This is a genomic window from Verrucomicrobiia bacterium (assembly GCA_036405135.1).
Classification (GTDB): domain Bacteria; phylum Verrucomicrobiota; class Verrucomicrobiia; order Limisphaerales; family JAEYXS01; genus JAEYXS01.
Genome location: DASWYF010000048.1, coordinates 203,859 through 223,324, shown reverse-complemented (window position 1 = coordinate 223,324; position 19,466 = coordinate 203,859). Strand labels below are relative to the sequence as shown.

The 19,466-nt window shown below is 56.1% G+C and carries 18 protein-coding genes; 11 read left to right on the top strand and 7 right to left on the bottom strand.

Annotated features, from left to right (window positions below; genetic code table 11):
• The first annotated feature begins 321 nt into the window (after positions 1-321).
• Genes VGH19_22760 through VGH19_22745 form a run of 4 tightly spaced genes read left to right on the top strand, consistent with a single transcriptional unit; the run spans position 322 to position 1,817 of the window.
• Positions 322-720 (top strand): hypothetical protein, encoded by a 399-nt coding sequence (locus tag VGH19_22760; GenBank protein HEY1174205.1) that lies wholly within the window; start codon positions 322-324, stop codon positions 718-720.
• Between the two features lie 12 nt (positions 721-732).
• Positions 733-1,002, top strand: coding sequence for a hypothetical protein (locus VGH19_22755; GenBank protein ID HEY1174204.1), 270 nt, complete (start codon positions 733-735; stop codon positions 1,000-1,002).
• A 15-nt stretch (positions 1,003-1,017) separates the two neighbouring features.
• Positions 1,018-1,251: a hypothetical protein gene (locus tag VGH19_22750; GenBank protein ID HEY1174203.1), complete on the top strand. Its 234-nt coding sequence runs from the start codon at positions 1,018-1,020 to the stop codon at positions 1,249-1,251.
• 32 nt (positions 1,252-1,283) lie between these two features.
• On the top strand, positions 1,284-1,817 hold the full coding sequence (locus VGH19_22745; protein HEY1174202.1) for a hypothetical protein: 534 nt from the start codon (positions 1,284-1,286) through the stop codon (positions 1,815-1,817).
• Between the two features lie 187 nt (positions 1,818-2,004).
• Here VGH19_22745 and VGH19_22740 read toward each other — a convergent pair whose 3' ends face one another.
• The gene (locus VGH19_22740) at positions 2,005-2,937 is read right to left on the bottom strand and encodes a DMT family transporter (GenBank protein ID HEY1174201.1); all 933 of its coding nucleotides are present in this window, start codon (positions 2,935-2,937) and stop codon (positions 2,005-2,007) included.
• 302 nt (positions 2,938-3,239) lie between these two features.
• Here VGH19_22740 and VGH19_22735 point away from each other — a divergent pair, with 302 nt between their 5' ends.
• The 6 genes from VGH19_22735 to VGH19_22710 all read left to right on the top strand — a co-directional run bounded on the left by VGH19_22735 (position 3,240) and on the right by VGH19_22710 (position 11,670).
• The gene (locus VGH19_22735; GenBank protein HEY1174200.1) at positions 3,240-5,102 is read left to right on the top strand and encodes an ABC transporter substrate-binding protein; all 1,863 of its coding nucleotides are present in this window, start codon (positions 3,240-3,242) and stop codon (positions 5,100-5,102) included.
• 16 nt (positions 5,103-5,118) lie between these two features.
• Entirely contained in the window at positions 5,119-6,948 is a 1,830-nt protein-coding gene (locus tag VGH19_22730; protein HEY1174199.1) for an ABC transporter substrate-binding protein, read from the top strand.
• 158 nt (positions 6,949-7,106) lie between these two features.
• Positions 7,107-8,363, top strand: coding sequence for an outer membrane beta-barrel protein (locus VGH19_22725; protein HEY1174198.1), 1,257 nt, complete (start codon positions 7,107-7,109; stop codon positions 8,361-8,363).
• A 64-nt stretch (positions 8,364-8,427) separates the two neighbouring features.
• Positions 8,428-10,623, top strand: coding sequence for a polysaccharide biosynthesis tyrosine autokinase (locus VGH19_22720; GenBank protein ID HEY1174197.1), 2,196 nt, complete (start codon positions 8,428-8,430; stop codon positions 10,621-10,623).
• Positions 10,624-10,658: 35 nt separating this feature from the next.
• Positions 10,659-11,279, top strand: a complete 621-nt coding sequence (locus VGH19_22715; protein ID HEY1174196.1) for a polysaccharide biosynthesis/export family protein — start codon at positions 10,659-10,661, stop codon at positions 11,277-11,279.
• A 4-nt stretch (positions 11,280-11,283) separates the two neighbouring features.
• Entirely contained in the window at positions 11,284-11,670 is a 387-nt protein-coding gene (locus VGH19_22710) for an FHA domain-containing protein (GenBank protein ID HEY1174195.1), read from the top strand.
• Here the strand turns inward: VGH19_22710 and VGH19_22705 are convergent.
• From VGH19_22705 to VGH19_22685, 5 genes are all read right to left on the bottom strand, one after another.
• Positions 11,651-12,772, bottom strand: coding sequence for a glycosyltransferase (locus VGH19_22705; GenBank protein HEY1174194.1), 1,122 nt, complete (start codon positions 12,770-12,772; stop codon positions 11,651-11,653). The genes VGH19_22710 and VGH19_22705 overlap by 20 nt on opposite strands.
• Positions 12,751-13,881 carry a glycosyltransferase family 4 protein gene (locus VGH19_22700; protein ID HEY1174193.1) on the bottom strand — a complete coding sequence of 377 codons (1,131 nt, stop codon included), beginning with the start codon at positions 13,879-13,881 and terminating at the stop codon, positions 12,751-12,753. Before VGH19_22700 ends, VGH19_22705 begins: the two co-directional genes overlap by 22 nt.
• Positions 13,878-15,341: a hypothetical protein gene (locus tag VGH19_22695; GenBank protein HEY1174192.1), complete on the bottom strand. Its 1,464-nt coding sequence runs from the start codon at positions 15,339-15,341 to the stop codon at positions 13,878-13,880. The genes VGH19_22700 and VGH19_22695 overlap by 4 nt, the downstream gene beginning before the upstream one ends.
• A gap of 6 nt (positions 15,342-15,347) precedes the next feature.
• Positions 15,348-16,475 carry a glycosyltransferase family 4 protein gene (locus VGH19_22690; GenBank protein ID HEY1174191.1) on the bottom strand — a complete coding sequence of 376 codons (1,128 nt, stop codon included), beginning with the start codon at positions 16,473-16,475 and terminating at the stop codon, positions 15,348-15,350.
• Positions 16,476-16,609: 134 nt separating this feature from the next.
• Positions 16,610-17,086 (bottom strand): carbohydrate-binding domain-containing protein, encoded by a 477-nt coding sequence (locus VGH19_22685; protein ID HEY1174190.1) that lies wholly within the window; start codon positions 17,084-17,086, stop codon positions 16,610-16,612.
• Between the two features lie 145 nt (positions 17,087-17,231).
• Between VGH19_22685 and VGH19_22680 the strand changes: the two genes are divergently transcribed.
• Entirely contained in the window at positions 17,232-18,767 is a 1,536-nt protein-coding gene (locus tag VGH19_22680; protein ID HEY1174189.1) for a lysylphosphatidylglycerol synthase domain-containing protein, read from the top strand.
• A 56-nt stretch (positions 18,768-18,823) separates the two neighbouring features.
• Here the strand turns inward: VGH19_22680 and efp are convergent, their stop codons facing one another.
• A complete protein-coding gene (gene efp, locus VGH19_22675; protein HEY1174188.1) occupies positions 18,824-19,384 on the bottom strand; it encodes an elongation factor P in 561 nt (186 codons plus the stop codon).
• Positions 19,385-19,466 lie beyond the last annotated feature (82 nt).

The window sequence follows — 19,466 nt, the reverse complement described above, 5'->3', positions numbered from 1 at the left end:
GTTAGTAGCAATTCAGGGACCACTTTGCAAGCATTTGCGCAGCTTGACGTTGCCGCCAATCTTCACACGCCGTGGTTGTACTTGCTTTAGGGACCCCGTAAGCACCATTAAACGCCGCTTCCGCCGGAACTCAAGAGCCAACTTTTCCCCTGTGCGGCCTGATCCAGAATCCTCCCAAGGACGGATGAGATACCAACCCTTGGAGAGCTGTGTCTTGGCGATATTTATCGCCCGCTGGAGCAATGGAACACTGAGAACTTGAAAGTCTCTCCTCATTCTGACTTCATTCTATCAGACACCGGTTCAAAGGTCAGGAGACACATGCGTTATACCATTCGCATCCAAGGCCGAGGCGATGAACTGATATATACTGATGCCGAAGTGCGTCTCGAGATGGAGCGCACCATGGAGTTCGGCCATCGGCTCTATTGTGACAACACAGCGAACCTCCCCCTGCCCAAGCGCCAGGAGATCATCGCCAACCTCTGCGAACACTTCCGCACTAAGGAAGAACCCACCATCTTTGTCATCGATGAGAAGGACAAGGACCGCGATGCGTTAAGTCACTTCTTCACCGAGATGAATGTGGCCGGACATCAACTCACCATTGAACTGGACTCTGAAGAGAAGCGGAATGCCTTCGTAAAAAAGATCGCCAGCGGCACTCAGGAACTGAAAGAAGAACGCTACGGGCCGGACCGGCAGATGAAGATGTTTTGAGCTGTAAAAATCATGAATGAAGTATGGGTGTTTAATGGGGCTAAGAGCCGATTCCCTTCGGGAGTTTTCACACAACGGGAGCTGGCGGAAACGTGGATCAGAAAGCATAAACTGACGGGCACGTTGACGGCGTATCCATTGGATGTTGGTGTCTACGATGTGGCGGTGGAGAAAGGCTGGTTCAAACCGGAACGCGAAGAGCAGCACACCTCGGAATTTATCGGCCGCTTCAGCGCCGCACAGCAGGAGCATTATCATTACGAGGACGGAGAACTTGGTTGACCTCTGGCTGTCATAATGCGCCCTAAAATCAAACCACCCACCCCTACCGAATTCGTCGCGATCCTATTCCTCTTCGCGGGAGTGGCGATAGTATTGGGTGGTGCCGCCCTGTGGAAAGCTTCCCAGTTGCCACCGGAAAAAGCGGAACTTATCGCACAGCTAAATCATCATGGAGGATGGTCCTTGGGTTTTGGCGTAGGAGCCATCGTACTTTTCTGGCTGGTGCGGAGATTCTGGCCTTGGAATTGAACACCTGAACCAATCGCGGCCCATCATTACTAATGAACAAAGAGCGTCCTTCAATCAGTTTGCCGCCTTTTCCAGAGCTGGTTTGGACGGGCTATGTTTGGGAAGGAGAAGTGACGTTGCCTGCGTGGCGCCGCTTTATCGTGTTGGGCGGAGATTTTGTCCTGTCTGTCGATTCAAGGTCAAAGCAAGAAGCAATTCCACCCGGTGCGGAGCAACTGGCCACCTTCCAGCATCTCTTAAGAGATCAAACGCAACTTCGCGAAACGGTCTTGCAGGCTATATTCGCCGACTATCCGCGTTTGAGGGAATGCTACGGAGATTTCCCAAGACCGGAAAATATGCCTGAAATTTCCAATCACGAAGAATTGTTGCGTCTCATCAAGCTCAATACTGTGCATATCATGTCCAACCAAAAAGACGGCTTAACCCGGTTGGGTTTTCAGTTCAGTTGCAAGTGGGATGAGGAGCATGGATTGGGTGTCTCAACGCATCTTGGAAAAGTCGTCGCCATGGGTGGAGCAGACGAGGCGTTCAGTGATTATTATCCTGCATTGGATAAATACTGAACTTGCCGGACTCGCCGGGATTTTTGGACCGCGACTGTGTTTCCCCCAAAAACCAGTCACAGCGGGCCCGATCCAAAAGAAGGCGTCAAAATATTCTGCAGCGGATTCAGCCGTTTTCTAGCACTGCGGCTGGAGCTTGAGGCACCCGACACTGCATCGGGGCAAGCCGCCGCGGTCCAAGAACTCCCTACCGCACCGTCACCATCGTCAGCGCCACCGCTCCGATCACGGCGATCACGCCACCGACCAATGACCGCTTGGAAGGCCGTTCGCCCTCGATGAAATACGCGAAGGGGATCACCGCCAGAGGAGTTAAAGCCACGATGGGCATGACCACACCCGTGCCGTTATTGAGCAAAGCCCATTGATAGCAGCTCACGCCGAGCGTAGGACCGGCGAGTCCGTTGAGCACCATCCAATACCAGCCCTTGCGCCAGCGATCAGGATTCACGGCAGGAAGGTCTTCAGGATGCTTGGCTCCGGGCAGTTGCGCCATGATTTCACGGCGCTTCACTACTAATACGAAAATGCCGGAAACGAGCACGCCCCCGACGATTCGTTGAAACGCGGCGGTGATGCCATCGATATGATTGCCAGACGCCTCGATGACGGCATATGCCTTGCGGCTCAATACCGCTCCGAAGCCCTGACCATACGCGGCGATAAGGCCGAAGATCACACCCGTCACCAGCACCTTTTTGGGGATGTGCAGATGTTCCTGCGGTGCGAGCGCGATGGCCACACCCGTCAGGATGATCGCGCCACAAATCATCTGCTGCCCCGTGATGGCGTGGTCCAACCAGAGCCATTCGGTGATCGCCGCCATGGGGGCTGCGAGCGTCTGCACCAGCACCATCGTCAAGCGCGAGCCGATACGCGGATACGCTTGGAACAAAGCCAGATCTCCTAAACCGAACCCGATGCAACCGCTGATGAAGAGGATGTAAAACCCGCCGCCTTCAAAGCCTTTACCCCAGATAAAGGCAAAAACGGCGAGTAACGATGTGGCCAACGAAAGACGCCAAAAATTCGCCTCCGTGCCGCCCATGACCTTGGTGGCCCGGGCGCCGGAGACGGCAGACATCGCGAACAAAAATGTCGTTAAGAACGACGGCAACATTCGGCGCGTAGTGTGCTAAGGAAGTTCCAGTTGTCACGGGAAAAGGGGACGAAGGAGTTTCCAGTTTTCAGTGTTCAGTTTTCAGCGGGACAAGACTTAGGCTCAGAGTTCGTTCCTTTCTTCATTCTTGAAATCCGTGTTCTCAGCGCCTCCGCGGTCAGTTCCCAACCCGAAACTCAAAACCAGAAACACAAAACTTTTGGCCTCCGGTGCAACCGGCTGAAAAATTGACCACTGAAAACTTGAAACTCCTTCGTCCGGTTAGGCTTGGACTTTTCCGGCATCCGTGGAAAATTGCCCTCATGTTGCAGCCCAAAGTTCTTTTCGGTGTCATGGCAGCAGCCGCCTTGGTTTTCGGCGGTTGTGGGAAGAAATCGGAATCAGGCAATAACGCTTCCAGTGGAAGCGGCAGTGGCGGTGCTGCTACTGCCGGTGACAAACTGGCTAAGGACGACGGCTTTCCTTTACCCGAACCCGCCTTGTTATCCGATTGCGAGCCGGGCATCCGCGGCGGCCGTCTCATCGTCGCCACCGTCGGCGATCCCAAGACCTTCAATCCCATTACCGAGAACGAACAGTCCTCCACGGACATCATCCGGCTATTGTATGTCGGCGTGATGGGCTTTGACTGGCGTACGCAAAAAGCGGTGCCGGGCATGGCCGAATCTTGCACGGCGGCCGAAGACCAAAAGACATGGACCATCGTCTTGCGCAAGAACCTCAAATGGAGCGATGGCAAACCGCTGACCGCTGATGACGTGGTGTTCACCTGGAATGACATCATTTTCAATCCCAAGATCAACAACGTCACCCGCGACATGTTCATGATGCACGGCAAACCCTTTGTCGTGACCAAGGTGGACGACCTGACGGTCAAGATCGTGACGCCGGAAGTGTATCCGCCTTTCCTCGAGTTCGCCGCTGGTGGCGTCCCCATTCTACCCAAGCACAAGCTGGAAGAATTCACCAAGCCGGACAAAGACGGTAACGTGAAGTTTGAATCGGCCCTCGGCATCAACACCCCGGCCAAAGATCTGGTGTGCAGCGGCCCGTATAAGCTCAAGGATTTCAAACCCGGCCAGCTCGTCTTGCTGGAGCGGAATCCTTATTTCCCGAACACGGATTCCAAAGGCCAACGCCTGCCCTATCTGGATGAGGTCGTGTATATGAGCACGCCGGATATGAACGCCATGTCCTTGCGCATGCTGGCCGGGGAGACTCATGTGCATGAGTTCGTGCGCCCGGATGAATATAACCGCTTCAAAGAAGCGGCTGACAAAGGGAAATTCAAACTGCTGGAGCTTGGCATCGGCCCGGAAAAGTCTTTCATCTGGTTCAACCTGAACACCGGCAGCAATACGAACTCCGGCAAACCCTATGTGGCCCCGCACAAATTGAAATGGTTCCGCGATACGAAATTCCGCCAGGCCATCGCCCACGCCATCGACCGCGACAGCATCGTCAAAGGCGCCTTCTCAGGCCGCGGTGAAGTGCATTTCGGCTTCGTCTCGCCCGTCATCAAGAAATGGCACAATCCCAATACCGCCAAGTATCCTTATGACATACCCAAGGCGAAGGCCTTGCTCAAGGAGATCGGTTTCGAAGACCGCAACAACGACGGCATTTTGGAAGATCGCGATGGCAAAGTGCTGGAATTCGAGATGAACACGAATGCAGGCAACAACCTGCGCGAACGCATCTCCGTGCTGGTGCAGGAAGATCTGAAACGCTTGGGCTGCAAGGTCAACTACCGCCCCATCGATTTCAATGCGCTCGTGGACAAGATCCAGAACTCTTACGACTATGAGTGCATGTATCTGGGACTTGGCGGTGGCGCTTCGGATCCGATAGCGAATTCAAACGTGGTGAAATCCGACGGCTTCACCCACTTCTGGTTCCCGCGCCAGTCGAAGCCCTCGTTTGAGTGGGAAGCCAAGCTGGATGAGCTGATGAACACCCAAGGCACCACGCTGGATGAGGCCAAGCGCAAGGAAGCCTTTGACGAAGTGCAGGTGATCCTCGCCCGGGAAGCGCCTTTCATTTATCTGGCCAACCAGTACAATTATACTGCCGTGGATAGCAAGCTGGCCGGCCTGAAACCCACGGTGCTCAGTTCCTATCGCGTGACGTGGAACGTGGAAGAGCTCTATTTCCAGAAAAAATGAAGTGATTGATCGATTCATGAAACGATTCACCCGGAGAAAATTCATCGGGACAGCGGCACTGGCAGGCGGAGCAGCCCTGCTGGGCGGCTGTGGGGACGGAAATAAAAACGGTGCATCGACGGCGAGTCCATCCGGCTCACCCGTTGCACCTGCGGGCCAGCCTCCCATCGAAGAACCCTACATCTCCGATTGCGAGCCAGGCATCCGGGGCGGCCGCTTCATCATCGCAAATTTCTCCGACCCCAAGACCTTCAACCCCATCACGGCCAACGAGACATCCTCACGCGATGTGTATGAGATGATGTTCGTGGGCTTGATCGAGAAGAACCACGCGACGCAAGAAGTTCACCCTGCCCTGGCCGCCGAGTGGAGCGTGGCGGAGGACAAGAAGACTTGGACCATCCGCCTGCGCAAAGGCTTGAAGTGGTCCGATGGTCATCCGATCACGGCCGATGACGTCCTCTTCACATTCAATGACGTGATCTATAACAAGGCGATCGTCAATGTGGTCGTCGATCAGATGCGGATCGATGGGAGAGATTTTGCGGTCAGCAAAGTAGATGACCTCACGATCAAAGTGGTGACCCCGGATATCTTCGCGCCGTTCGCCGAGTTCTTCGGCGATGTCCGCATCCTGCCCAAACATGTGCTGGGTGAGCTGGTGAAGAAGGATCCAAAGAATTTCGAGGCTTCCTACGGTGTGAACACACCACCGGAGAAGCTCGTCTGCAGCGGTCCCTACAAGCTCAAGCAAGCCAAGGCGGCGGAATTCACCATGCTGGAGCGGAACCCATATTACTTCGTGGTGGATAAGAAAGGGCAGCAGCTCCCTTACTTCGATACGGTCGTCCACATGGTGGTGCCGGATCAGAACGCCATCTCGTTACGTTTCTTGAAGGGTGATTGTGACGTGCAGGAGTTCGTGCGGCCGGAAGAGGCGATGCGCTTCAAGGCGGAAGCTGCCTCCGGCAAGTTCAAACTCATCGAGCTCGGTGTCGCCTCCCAGTTGGACCTCATCAGCTTCAACCAGAACCCTGGCGCGAACAACTCCGGCAAGCCCTATGTAGCTCCGCACAAGCTCAAGTGGTTTCGCAATACCAAGTTCCGTCAGGCAGTCTCCCACGCCATTGACCGTCAAAGCATCGTGAAGTCGTCCTTGAACGGTCTGGGCAAGCCGCATTGGGGCTTTTGGGCGGATTCCAACACGAAATGGTACAATCCCAGCATCCCGAAACAGGAGTATGACCTGAACAAAGCCAGGCAATTGCTGGCCGAAATCGGTATCAAAGACCGGAATGGGGACGGCTTTTTGGAAGATGAGGCGGGCAATCCGGTAGAGTTTGAAATGAATACGAACGCCGGGAACAGCCGCCGGGAAAAAGGCTCGGTCATCGTCCAAGAGGATATGAAGCGGCTGGGTATCAAGGTGAATTACCGCCCGCTGGACTTCAACACCCTCGTCTCCAAGCTGGACGCCAACTTCGACTATGAGTGCATATTCCTCGGCCTGGCAAGCACCTCACCGGACCCGGTAGAGAGCCTTAACGTGTTGCGTTCCAGTGGTTTCAGTCATCAGTGGTATCCCCGGCAGAAGACGCCTTCCACGGAATGGGAGGCGCGCATTGACGAACTGATGAACCTGCAATTGAAGACCTTGGATTATGCCGAACGAAAAAAGTATACGGACGAAGTGCAGGTGATCATGGCCGAGCAGGCACCGTTGATCTACCTGACCGCCATGCAGGCATTTTCTGCCATCCGGGCGGATGTGGCGAACTTGCGCCCGACGGTTCAGCATAATAACAGGCTATTTTGGAACATCGCGGAGCTGTATTTCAAGAAATAGAGCCGTTTGGGGGCAAAGGATACCGGCTGAGTACGTAAAATGACACCGCACTGTAACCTCTAAAAAGTTGACATTTGAGGGAACAGGGTTAGAAATCAAAAGCTGCCTAGTCCACTTGAAGAGGGTGGAAGGCATACGCTACTAGGGAAGTTGCTGATATGACAAAACGAATTCTGGCTGTAACCGGCATGCTTGCCGCTGGTTTTGCGATGGCGCAAACCGCTCAAGCCCAAGAGAAACCTTGGAACGTCTCCGCCAAGTTGCGTGGTTTCTACGATGATAACTATGCTACGGCACCTTCCAATCCGGTCGGCGCGGGCGTGGCTCCGGCCCGGGACAGCTTAGGGTTCGAACTGAGCCCGTCTGCCAGCCTGAACCTGAATCCGGGCGATCAGACCTCAATCAACGCCAGCTACACCTACAGCATGCGCTATTTCGAGGACCGCGTGGAGGACAGCGCGGACCACAGCCACATTTTCCAGGGCCGTCTGACTCACAACTTCTCCGAACGGGCCCGCCTTGAGTTGAACGAAAGTTTCGCGATCGCCCAAGAACCGCAATTGCTGGACCCGGCCACGCTGACCCGCCCGCTGCGTTCCGAGGGTGATAACATCCGCAACATCGCGGGCTTCGTTTTCGGCATTGATGTCACCCGTCTGCTCGGCTTTGAGTTCGGCTACCAGAACTCTTTTTACGATTACGAACAGGAAGGCCTGGACTCCCTCTCTGCGCGCTTGGACCGCATGGAGCATCAGGTGATGTTGAACTCCCGCTGGATGATTTCCGAGCCGACCACCGGCATCTTCGGCTACACGCTGAACATCACTGATTACAATGCTGATGACCAGATCACACCTCCAGTTCCTCCCGGACCGGTGGCCGCCGATACGCGCAACAGCATCTCCCACTCGCTCTACGTGGGTGCAGATCACAGCTTCAGCCGTCAGTTTTTAGGTTCCTTCCGTGTGGGTGGCACCTATACCGAATATCCTAATGCCGTTGTCGGCGTAAGCAGCAGCGCACTCAGTCCGTATGTGGATATCAGCGGCAATTACAGCTACGGAGACGGCAGCTACGTCATGGTAGGTGCCCGCGTCAACCGCTCCTCCACGGATGTGAACAATTCCTTGGACCAGCAGGCCTACGCCTTGTATGGTAGTGTCAATCATCGCATCACTCCGAGACTGATCGCCAGCGTGATTGGCCAATACCAATATTCCCGCTTCAGCGAAGGTCCTGAAGACGGGTCGAGCGACAATTTCTTTGCCGTGGGTCTGAATCTCTCTTACGAGATCAACAACTTCCTCTCGGCCGAGACCGGTTACAATTATGACCGTTTGGACTCCAACGTCACGGCCGGCAACCGCAGTTACACACGTAACCGCGTTTACATCGGTATCCGTGCCACTTACTAAAACTTGATTTAACGTCAGGGGGAGGCTGGTGTCACGCCAGCCTCCCCCTTTTTATTCCGCAATTATGGAAGCCGTACCCAACCCGCCGACTCTCCCGACGCTGAAGGAAAGCGAAGCCCAACTCCACTTTCTGGACTACTGGCGCATTCTGCGCGTCCGCAAAGTCCTCATCATGGTGATTTTCCTGCTGGTTGTGACCACCACCACGGTCATCACCTTCTGGATGCCGAAAACCTACATGAGCACTGCCCGCATCGCAGTGGACAAGGACGTCACCGATGCTCCGGGTCTCCTTGGTCGCCAGATGCAGATGGGCTTCGACCTTTTTTACATTCAGACGCAGTTCGAGCGCATCCAGTCCACTGAAGTGTTGAACAAGGTGATCGAAGACAAAGATTTGCTGCTCAATGAGCGTTGGTCAAAACGGTTTGGCATGGAACGTCAGCTCGAAACTGCCGAGACTTATGGCGTCCTGAGCAAACGCCTGCGTGTCCGCAATGTCCGCAACACCAGCATCATCGAGATCGGCGTCATCAGCGAAGACCGCAAGGAAGCGGCCGATATCGCCAACAAAATCGTGGAGGTCTATCGCGCCATCCGCCAGGATCGTGTGCTGAACTACGCCGAAAGCGGCATCAAGAAGTATCAGGAAGAGAAAGCGGCCCTTGATAATGATGTGAAACGGCTCCAAGGCGAAGTGGAGAGCTTGCGCAAGGAGGCCGGCATCACCGATTTCATGGGTGACAGCCCCACCATCCAGACGTTGGATACGGAATCACTCCGCCAGTTTGACCGCGAACGTATCGCGGTTTCAGCCGTTTATGAAGAGCGCCGTACGCGCCTGGATGAGTTGAAGACGGTGGAGCCAGCCAAACTTCCGACCGCATTATTACAACTGCAATATAACGATGCTCTGAACGAATTGATCAAGACCGGCAACCAGCTGGACCAGGAACGGGCCAAGCTGCTCAAAGAGCTGACCGCAGAACATCCGGACGTGCTGAAGCTGGATGCGGCTCTCGCGAAGAACAAGGAGCTTGTCGACACCACGGTCTCGGCGACCATGAAGGCGTTGCAGGCTCAAGTCGCCAGTTCCAAGGCACAATTGGATACTTTGGAGCAACAGGTCAAAAATGCCGTGGCCAGTGATCAGGCCAAACAATCCAAGATCGCCCCTTATGCCGCCAAGAAGCGGGAACTGGACAATGCCATGGAAATGGTACGGGTGTGGGACGTGCGTGGCCGCCAGGAGAAATTCGAGCGCGATCTGCCCCGTCTCTCCATGGTGGAAACAGTCGATGAAGCCAAGGCAGCATTGAAACCCTATCGTCCGAACATCCCGCTGAACATCGCCTTGGGTATCGTGGTAGGCTTTGTCGTGGGTGTCGGCCTCGCGTTCTTCGTCGAGTATCTCGATACCAGCATGAAGACGATTGACGACGTGGAGCTGGCCTTGCAGGCGCCCGTCGTCGGGGTCATCCCGCAAAATGTTGGCCCTATCTTCGAAGAAGGAGAGGACAGTCCTCATGCCGAAGCATATCGCGTCCTCCGCACGAACGTCCTCTTCGGCCGTAAAGACGAGCGTTTGAACACGATCACAGTGGTCTCCGGCGGTGCCGGTGAAGGCAAATCCACCACCATCATGAACATCGCCACCATTTTCGCGCAGAACGGACATCGCATCCTGCTCGTAGATACGGATCTCCGCCGTCCCAGCCTGCATAAGGCATTCAATGTCTCCAACAGCATCGGCCTCACCAGCTTCCTGCTCGGCCAGCGCACGCTGGAGGAAGCGATCCAAAAGACCCCGATCAAGAACCTCGACTTCCTGCCCAGCGGACGGCTGCCCGCCAGCGCCATGGGCATCCTGAATTCCCCGCAGATGAAGGATTTCGTGAATGACATCAAGCAACGCTATGACTTCGTTTTCTTCGACGCGCCGCCGATCCTGGGCGTCAGCGATGCTTCCATCCTTGTCAGCATGATGGAAATGACACTGCTTGTGGTCCAATACCGCAAGTATCCCCAGCCGATGACCGTCCGCGCCAAACTGACCATCGACAAGGTGGGCGGCAACCTGCTGGGCGTGGTGTTGAACAACATCAATCTTTCATCCGATTCTTACTACTATTACCACAGCGGTTATCACTACAATCACTACGCACGCTCGGAGGATTCCATGGAAGAAAAAGAGCCATCCAAATCTCCCGCACCGAAGAAGAGTGAAGATGAAAAGGCTTCCGTGAAGCAAAAATATTGATTCTTCCTTGCAACGAACGGATATAACATCTGTCTATGAAGTATATGGTTAAGTTTTTTTCCAGTGGGAGAATCGTTTGGGCGATGTTGCTGGTCTTGGGGATGATCACCGCCGGTTGCGCCACCACGGGCAGCACCTCCAGTAACGCTGCCAATCAGGCAGAAGCAAGCAAGCCCCCGGTTGATGACAAACTGCGCATCAATGATCTGGTCACCATCACCTTCCAAGGCGCTCCCGACCTCAGCCTGCATGAGGAACGCATCAAGGACGACGGCTCCATCACCTTGAAACACATCGGCTCCATCAAGGCAGTGGGCAAAACCGTGGGCGAACTGCAAACAGACATCCAGGCTGCCTATGTGCCCAAGCTGTATCGCAATCTCGTGGTGACTGTGAAGGCTGAAGACCGTTTCTTCTGGGTGAACGGAGAAGTGAAGATCAACAACCGTTATGTCCATTCCGGCCAGCACACCGTTTTGAAGGCCATCGCCACAGCTGGCGGATTCACTGACTATGCCGCCGAAAGAAGGGTGGAGCTGACCCGCGTGGATGGCCGGAAATTTATCATCGACTGCAAGAAAGCGCAGAAAGATCCCAAGCTGGATCTGCCGGTTTACCCTGGTGACATCATCTTCGTTCCCAAGACCAATATTTGACCGGATGCTGCAGTTCCGCGCCATCGCCGGGAGTCCGCAGAATACTGTCTGGGAAGTCGCTTATTTTCCTGTCGCCATAGGCCGTGCCCCCAGTGCCGGCATCCGGCTGGAAAAAGCCGGTGTTTGGGACAAACATGCGGAAGTGGTGTTAGATCTGGAGCAAGGCTTCATCCTGACCGGCCACGAAGGGGCGATGACCCGCGTCAACGGCGAAGCCATCCAGCAAACCCGTCTGCGCAATGGCGATGTGATCGAGATCGGCTCGGTAAAACTTCAGTGCTGGCTCGCGGATGCGAAGCGCCAGAATCTGGCCTGGCGCGAGCTGTTCACCTGGGCATTACTCATCGCCGTCACCATCTTGCAACTGATCCTCATCGGCCGCTTGCTTTGACGGCCTGCTTCAGGACTTCCTTGAACTGACCCGCCAGGCGGTCGTAGGAACAGAATCGCTGCGCCAAGGCAGGTAATGTTTCCCGTTCCTGCAATTGCTCCGGATGAGCGAGCAATTCCTGGATGCGAGCCGCCAGCCTTGCAGGATAGTGCGAATCCACGGCTCCGTGATATTCCAGGGTCATCCCGCGCGGCAGCAGCACCTCGGCATCACCCACGCGGCTAGCCAGGATGTAACAGCCTGCCGCCATGTACTCCGGCAGCTTGCCGGTGGTGCGCACTTGCCCCGCGAGATTGTTCGTCTGCGTGGAGAGCGCCACATCTAATACGCGGAGATACAGCGGCACCTGCTCATACGGGATGCGTCCACAGAAACGGATGCGCGACCACACCCCCAGGCGCCTCGCCTTTTCCTCCAGCCATGTTCGGCCGTTGCCGTCACCTATGATCACACATTGCACACGGCCTTCCGGTAATTGCGCCAGTGCTTCCACCATATCCCAGCCATAACAGATTTGAAGCGAGGGACTGAACGTGAGCGATCCCATCAAACCGACGATCAACGGCGCATCCAGCCTCAATTGTTTTTTAAGCTGCAAAACGGCTTCTGGCGAAGGGCTTGCCGCCGGTGAACAGCCATCCCGAATCAGATGCACCTTGGCGTAGCCCGCTTGCGACAAATGTTCGCGATGCTTGCTGCCGCGCACGATGATCCCGGCCGCACTCGCTTGCGTCAGTTCCTCGATCACGCCCAGCGCCGGGATTTTCCACCAAGGCGTCGTGCCTGCGCTTTGAGCCATCTCATAGATGACATCCCCAGTATCGAGCAGATAGGGCACCCCCTTCAACCAGCGCAACTTCAAGGCGAGGGCACAACCGGGCATGGCCGTGTTCAAAAGGTAGAGCAAGTCCGGCTTCCAATGCGCTATGGCCTTCTCCCAGCGCGCATATGTTTCCGCGCGATTGCCCTCCCGGTAGAGGAATAACAGCCGGTCCGCCGGCAATCCTTGCGCAAGACCGCACGCACGGATGGCTTCGACGCTTGACGCGCCGCCATGCACCAACAAAGCAGTGCGGGGGATCAATGGTTCAGCGGTTTCCATGTCTGTTCATACACCCGTAACGTTGCTTCAGCACAGCGCTTCCAGGAATATCGGCTGGCTGTATCCCGGGCGTTCTCACCCAGTTGTGCACCGCGGTCTGGCAGGCGATCGATCTGCCGCAATTGCGCATTCAATGCTTCCGGCTCCGAGATGGGCCCCAGCAGCCCGTTCTCCCCATGTCGGATCCACTCAGCTGCACCTATTTTGCGGGTCGTGATCACGGGCAAGCCTGAACTCATCGCCTCCGCCACCACCATGCCGAACGCATCATACTCGGAGGGGTACACGAACACATCCGCCGACTGGTAGAACGGCGTCAGGAAAGTCTGCGGTCCCGGCCAGAGCACTTGAGGCAGCACGCCGATGCCAGCCGCTTTGCCCAGCCACTCTGCGGCCGATGAGCGGGAGATCACCAGCAGCGTGGCCTTCGGAAACTGTCGCAACGCTTGGAGTGCGGGCAGCAGCCCCTTGCTCGCCTCGCCCACGAACAGCCACAGCCAGCGATCCACCGGCAATCCAAGCCGATCGCGCAAAGCTGCTTTGGCGGTGCGGCTGCCCAAGGGATGGAACAGCTCCGTATCCACGCCATGATAGATCACTGGCACGGGGTGGACTGGCTCATGCTCCGTTAGCAATTCATTGGCCGTCTGTCCCGAGACGGCGATCCAGCGCGCGTCCCGGTTACGCCGGTAAAACTCCGTTTCCAACTGACCGGTCAGAGTATCGAACAAACGCTCCTTGGGTGAGCGCAACGCATCTTTTTCTACGCGTGCGGCATTGCACAGGTGCGCGGTGATCACATCCGCCCGCCAGCAAGTCACCCCTTGGGAATGGATGAGATCAAATTTTCTCCGGGCGAGACGCTTCTCCGCCTGAGAGAGAAAAGTAAAAATAGTGAGCAAGGCCGAACGCCGCACAGCAGGCACCTTCTGGAATGTCCAGCCCGGCTCGCATGGCACACCAAAATGATTCGCGAAGATGTGGATATCATGCAACGGCTGCAGATGCCGGGCCAGCTCCACACAATAGCGGCCATGCCCGAAACCGCGGGAAAAATCATGGACCACCAAGGCGATCTGGCGTCGATAGTGACCAGTGCGGGTGCTCATTTGCGAACAAATCGGCGGTTCCGAAATATCTTGGAACGGTCTGGCCCGGGTTCTGGATCCATAGCGACCCCTTCCAGCGTCCCTTTCTCATACTCGGCAGTTAGCTTTTGCAATGTGCCTACAAAAAACCAGACCAAAGCACCCATGGGAATGCCGAGAAAAGGTGACCCGGACGGAATGGTTATGATGGCCATGACCACACATCCTCCGCTGGCCAGGCTCACCGTGGAAACTTCCGTATCGCGCAATGTCTCCAAGCTGTTGTAAACCAGCCGCAAAGACCGGTACATCACAGTGCCGAAAGCGATGAGCCCGATGACACCCATCTCAATCATGAGACGACCCAAATCGCCATCCGCGGGCCAGTAATCCCGAAATTTCACTTTCTGTGCAAGAAACATGGGCACACTATGCCCACTGCGTCCAATCCCTCCCCCAAACCAGTTATCATCACTCATATGACGCCATCCCACCGATGTCGGGATGCTGATGCGGTAGTACACCTCCTCGAATTTCAGCAAACTTTGAAACCTCTCCGTCGCCGAACCGCCCGTATGCAATGCCACCAGCTTGAGTACCAGCACGACGGCCAGGGGCAGCACGACCAGGTTCATCAGATTTCTTCGGTACCACGCGATGACTGCAAATCCGATGGCAAAACTGATGAGTGCGCTGCGGGCTCCGCTCTTCAACATCGCGTAAGCGATCGGAGCCGTGACCAGAAAAAGCAGAATACGTTCGGTTTTTCCGGTCTTCTTGTCCGTGGCCATCGCCAAGGCAAAGATCGCCACATAAGCCATGGTGCCGGCGAACGCGCCGGAAGACACGAAGGTGGAGAATATCCGCAACTGGCGGCCCTTGCTCGTGTGATAATAAGTGAACTGGTAACGCTCGGCAAAAAGTGGGTTCTCCTCCATCTCATGGTCCACCTCCTGGGGTGTTTGCTGGAGACCGTAAACGGCTGTGACCAGCCCCAGGATGATAAGCACGTAGAAATAGCTTTTCACCTGGCGGACCGATTTTGTCAGCTTGTATCCTAGGCAAAACATCAAGGTGGCAAAACACCATCCTCGCATGGCCGCCAGGCCGATGATGGCCGGCACACCCATTGGCAAAAGCAGGTATATGAAACAAACCAGATAGAACATCTTCAATGCATTCCCCACTGGCCCTTCAGGCATGAAACTCTCATTCCGTCCTTGTTTGAAATAAGTCAACACCAGCGCCACGCACAGAAGCGCGTCAAAAAAAAATGTGGTGGCCGGTCCGGGAAACCTGATCTTCAACCAGCCGTGGAAAAAGCCTACCGTGATGGCCAATGCCACCACGCCGTTCACGACCGGGTCGGATTGCAGCAGTCCGAGCAGGCGCTCCTTCAATGAGACGCTGAGCCCCTCCACCTCCCGCTCCTTCTTGCGGAAGCGGAAACGGGAAGGCTCGGTTCGGCGCGGCTCAGGCATGCGAGTTCATTCTGGACTTGAACTGAGCCTGAGACAAGCCGCGTAAATGTTCTGCAGCTGCGCCACTGCAGAGGATGAGGAAAACCGCTCCTTTGTCCGCATGCCGGCAGCTTTCCCCCATTGCCTCATGAGCACGGGTGAAACCAGCGCATCCTGGAGGGCGTGTTCCAGCCCCTTCTGGTCACCCACCGGCACCAGCCTGCCCGTTACTTCATCCTCGATGATGGCCGCCGGTCCATGGGCGGCGAAGGCGATGACCGGCCTTCCCAAGGCTTGTGCTTCCGCCACGGAAAGCCCGAAATCTTCATCCAGCGCGGGATGCACCACCAGCTCCGCCTGGGCCAGAAACCCGTGCAATTCTGCGTCCGTCACGAAACCGGTGAAATGCACGCGCGAAGATATCTCCAGATCAGCGACGGTGTACTCGAGCTCGCGCCGGTACTCCGGCTCCATGCCGAACAGGCTGCCGCCGAGGATGATTCCATGTACATCCTCCGGCAAAGTAGCCAGTGATTTCAAAAAGTAGGCGTGGCCTTTGTAGCGTTGCAAACGCGCCGCCATCACCAGCCAGCGTGTGTTCCCCGGAATGGAGAATTTCCCGGCCAGATCGTTACGGGAGGTCTGCTGCTGGAGCTCCTCCACATCCACGCTCGGCCAGAGCAACGCCGTCGGAAAATCCCGTTCCACAAAATAATCCACCGTGCGGTGACAGTTCCCTTGCACATGCGTGGTGGGGATCTGCTGGATGGCCCAAGTACTCCAATGAGGGGCTTCAGCGGTGTGAACCAGCCAGCATTCAGGAACCTTCGCCTGAAATGCGGCCACACCGCCGTAGACATGCGCCCTGAACCCATTGCTGTGCACGAGATCGATCTCCTCCCTTTGGATCAAACGGATGAGCTCATCAATGGTCTGGACGATCTTCCAAACCTCCCGCATGCGATGCGCCTTGAACTCATGCACGCGCACATCCATCGCCTTCAATTCATCTGCCAACGGACCGGGACGCAGCAAGGCCACATGCGGCTCGAAGCGGGTACGATCCAGCCGCCGCAGAAGGTTGTTCATGTAAACCTCGGCGCCGCCTTTCTCACCCACGCAGGAGATCCACAAGATTTTGGCCGGTCCGCTCATGTCTGTGCCTGCACCGTTCTAAACGTAATCGCCCCAAGTCTCAATACAAACACCCAACACGTTCAGCAACGTGATGGATCAAAAAGAAAGGCAGACGGTTGCCCGTCTGCCAGTGAAACTGATGAAATGGCCGGTTACTTTTTGGCCTTCACGGTGACCGCATGGATGTACATGTTGCGGTCGTACTCGCCCTCTTTATAAGCATCGTTGGTGAAAAAGATCTTCACTTTGTTTTCACCTGCCTTGAGCTTCACGGTGACCGTCACCTCTTCTGCCTCGGTGTTCTTGAGGGTGGTTTCCTTCTCATCTTCCTTGCCGTTCACGGTGAGCTTGAACTTGGCATTTTCATTCTGTGCGGCATCGCAGGAAGCCTTTATCACCAGCTTGTGTTCACCTTCTTCGGCCACCTTGAACGTGAACTCCACCCCGGCGGGGGCATAGAAGAAAATGCGGCCTTCGCCTTCGTCATAGCCGGCCAGTTCCTCGCCGACGCCTTCGCCGGTCTTCACCTTGCCGTCTTTGAGTTCGAGTTTTTGGTCATCAGCCGCCTGGACCGTGGTGGCCAGACAAACGGCGACAAGAACCATGGTCGTTCGCAAGAAACGCTTCATAGATATGGATAAGGGTTGGTCAGATTGGTTTGGCAACACCAAAAGCCATACGCCAGAAACCCGTTGCAGGCAAGTTTCTGCAAATATATCCAATCTGCAACGGGGCCTTTCCCAAAGGGCAGATTGGTTCTATGCTTGCCGAGTCGTGCAGCAACAACCGCAAGCATCCTCCACTGCCGCCATCGTGGCCAAACGCCTTTTGGGTGTTTGCGTCTCCGCGCTGGTGTTCTGGCTCGTGGTCCGCCGGCTGGATGCGGGTGAGCTTTCTAAAGTGCTCAGCCACACCAAGCCGGGCTGGCTGCTGATGGCTTTTGGCTGTTTCGCGCTTGCTACGATGTTTGCCGCGCTGCGCTGGCATGCGATGCTGAAATCTACCGGTGCCGTGGTGCATCTCGGAGCCACGTTCCGTTTCGCCTTCATAGGCAACTTTTTCAACGCGCTTCTGCTCGGGCCCGCAGGGGGTGATGTCATCAAGACGGGTCTATATTCCCGCTGGTTCCATCAGCCTTTGCCCCATGTGGTAGCCGCCTCGTTTGTCGATCGCCTGCTGGGCGTGGGCGGTTCGGTTTTGCTCGCCATCGCGGGCATCGTACTGGCTCTGATAGCAGATGGTGGCGAACAGCTCCATCGCTTCACCATGAACTGGCCCGCCTGGCCTTGGGTGGCAATGACCGTTTTGATTCTCGGCTTGATCGCGTGGTGGTGGCGACGGCGTCAACGTGAGTCATTTCTCGGCCGCACTGCTACATCTCTCGAAGAAGCCGCCGTTCAATGGCGCAAGAATCCGCAAGCATTGCTGCGCGGCGTGCTCTTCGCCTTCATCTTGCAGGTCTGTTTCTGTGGTGTGATGGCATGCTCTCTGCAAGCGGTGGCCAGCGAACCGATACCATGGCTGAAATTGGCGTGGACCTTCCCGGCCATCGGTTTCGCTGCGACGATGCCCGTCACAGTCGCAGGTGCGGGCGTGCGTGAAGGCGCGGCGATGTTGCTCTTCGGATTTTACGGCGTGAAGGAAGCGGAAGCCATCGCCGCCTCCCTGCTCACCTTGACGGTCTATGTGGTTTGGGCTCTTGGGGGAGGCATCTCCTTCTTGCTCGAGCGCCGACGCATGAGACTTGTGGCGAACGAAGCACCGCCGAAGAGCCTCTCGGCCATCATCCCTTTGACCAATGAGCGTGTACTCTCCGCAGAAACATTGGCGGCTTTGAAATCCTGTCCAGCCATCACGGAGATCATCATGGTGGCCGACGGCAGCAAATCTGCCCCCGCATCTGAAATCGCCGGTGTCCGCGTGATCCGCAGTGAAGCGGTCTGGGGCAAGCAGATGCAGGCGGGAGCGGAAGCTGCTAATGGAGATGTGCTGCTCTTCCTGCATCCGGACACGCAATTGGACGCCAAAGCTTGCGAGGCGATCTTAAGCTGCCTCCATGATCCTACTGTGGTAGGCGGTGGCTGCTGGAAGCGCGGTGGCAATTCCGGCAGCTGGCGCTGCTGGACACGTCTGCAATTCCGTCGTGTGTTGGGTGAACAGGCGATCTTTGTGCGCCGCGCTGCATGGCGTGCTGTGGCAGGACTGCCGCTGAAGCCGAATGTCGGTGAATTGGAATTGTGCCGCCGTTTGCGACGGGTGGGGCGGATCGCTTTGGCGCCGACGGCGATCGGCAATGCAGCTGTGCGTTAAAACGGAAAAGCCCGCCACAAGGGCGGGCTTTCAGTGAAAGTTATTTCAGTAACCGCTTACGCGCGCTCCATGTACTTGCCGGTGCGGGTATCGATCTTGATCTTCTCGCCCGTCTTGATGAAGAGAGGAGCCGTCACGGTGATGCCCGTTTCCATCGTGATGGTCTTTTGCACGTTGTTCGCCGAATCACCGCGGATGCCTTCCGGCGCGTCCGTCACGGTGAGCACTACGGAGGAAGGCAGGTCCACGGACACAGCCTTTTCTTCCACGAAGGTCACGTCCGCCACGCCGTTCTCCACGAGATACTTGGTGGCATCGCCCACTACTTCCGGGGTCAGCGTGACCGTTTCATAGGTCTTCGGATCGGTGAACACGTAATCATCGCCATCCTTGTAGCTGAACTCCATCTTGGTGGTCATCATCGGCACGATCTCAAGACGTTCAGCGGTGCTGAAGCGGACTTCCGAGACCTTGCCGGTCCGGACGCTGCGAAGCGAGGCCTGAACGAAAGCGCGGAGGTTACCAGGGGTGCGGTGCGTGCATTCGAGGACGACGCAGACGTCGCTGTTGTAGCTGATCGCCATGCCTTTGCGCAGGTCGGTCGAGGTAGTTGCCATAAACGGTATCGCTTAAAACGGTTAAAATTTGACGCCCAATCTTCGAGCGGAGGAGGGACATTAGCCGACGAAAAGTGGATTG

Excerpts from the sequence above, each read along its gene's own strand:
- VGH19_22760 (HEY1174205.1), top strand. The coding sequence starts at position 322 with ATGCGTTATACCATTCGCATCCAAGGCCGAGGCGATGAACTGATATAT.
- VGH19_22755 (HEY1174204.1), top strand. The coding sequence starts at position 733 with ATGAATGAAGTATGGGTGTTTAATGGGGCTAAGAGCCGATTCCCTTCG.
- VGH19_22750 (HEY1174203.1), top strand. The coding sequence starts at position 1,018 with ATGCGCCCTAAAATCAAACCACCCACCCCTACCGAATTCGTCGCGATC.
- VGH19_22745 (HEY1174202.1), top strand. The coding sequence starts at position 1,284 with ATGAACAAAGAGCGTCCTTCAATCAGTTTGCCGCCTTTTCCAGAGCTG.
- VGH19_22740 (HEY1174201.1), bottom strand. The coding sequence starts at position 2,937 with ATGTTGCCGTCGTTCTTAACGACATTTTTGTTCGCGATGTCTGCCGTC.
- VGH19_22735 (HEY1174200.1), top strand. The coding sequence starts at position 3,240 with ATGTTGCAGCCCAAAGTTCTTTTCGGTGTCATGGCAGCAGCCGCCTTG.
- VGH19_22730 (HEY1174199.1), top strand. The coding sequence starts at position 5,119 with ATGAAACGATTCACCCGGAGAAAATTCATCGGGACAGCGGCACTGGCA.
- VGH19_22725 (HEY1174198.1), top strand. The coding sequence starts at position 7,107 with ATGACAAAACGAATTCTGGCTGTAACCGGCATGCTTGCCGCTGGTTTT.
- VGH19_22720 (HEY1174197.1), top strand. The coding sequence starts at position 8,428 with ATGGAAGCCGTACCCAACCCGCCGACTCTCCCGACGCTGAAGGAAAGC.
- VGH19_22715 (HEY1174196.1), top strand. The coding sequence starts at position 10,659 with ATGAAGTATATGGTTAAGTTTTTTTCCAGTGGGAGAATCGTTTGGGCG.
- VGH19_22710 (HEY1174195.1), top strand. The coding sequence starts at position 11,284 with ATGCTGCAGTTCCGCGCCATCGCCGGGAGTCCGCAGAATACTGTCTGG.
- VGH19_22705 (HEY1174194.1), bottom strand. The coding sequence starts at position 12,772 with ATGGAAACCGCTGAACCATTGATCCCCCGCACTGCTTTGTTGGTGCAT.
- VGH19_22700 (HEY1174193.1), bottom strand. The coding sequence starts at position 13,881 with ATGAGCACCCGCACTGGTCACTATCGACGCCAGATCGCCTTGGTGGTC.
- VGH19_22695 (HEY1174192.1), bottom strand. The coding sequence starts at position 15,341 with ATGCCTGAGCCGCGCCGAACCGAGCCTTCCCGTTTCCGCTTCCGCAAG.
- VGH19_22690 (HEY1174191.1), bottom strand. The coding sequence starts at position 16,475 with ATGAGCGGACCGGCCAAAATCTTGTGGATCTCCTGCGTGGGTGAGAAA.
- VGH19_22685 (HEY1174190.1), bottom strand. The coding sequence starts at position 17,086 with ATGAAGCGTTTCTTGCGAACGACCATGGTTCTTGTCGCCGTTTGTCTG.
- efp (HEY1174188.1), bottom strand. The coding sequence starts at position 19,384 with ATGGCAACTACCTCGACCGACCTGCGCAAAGGCATGGCGATCAGCTAC.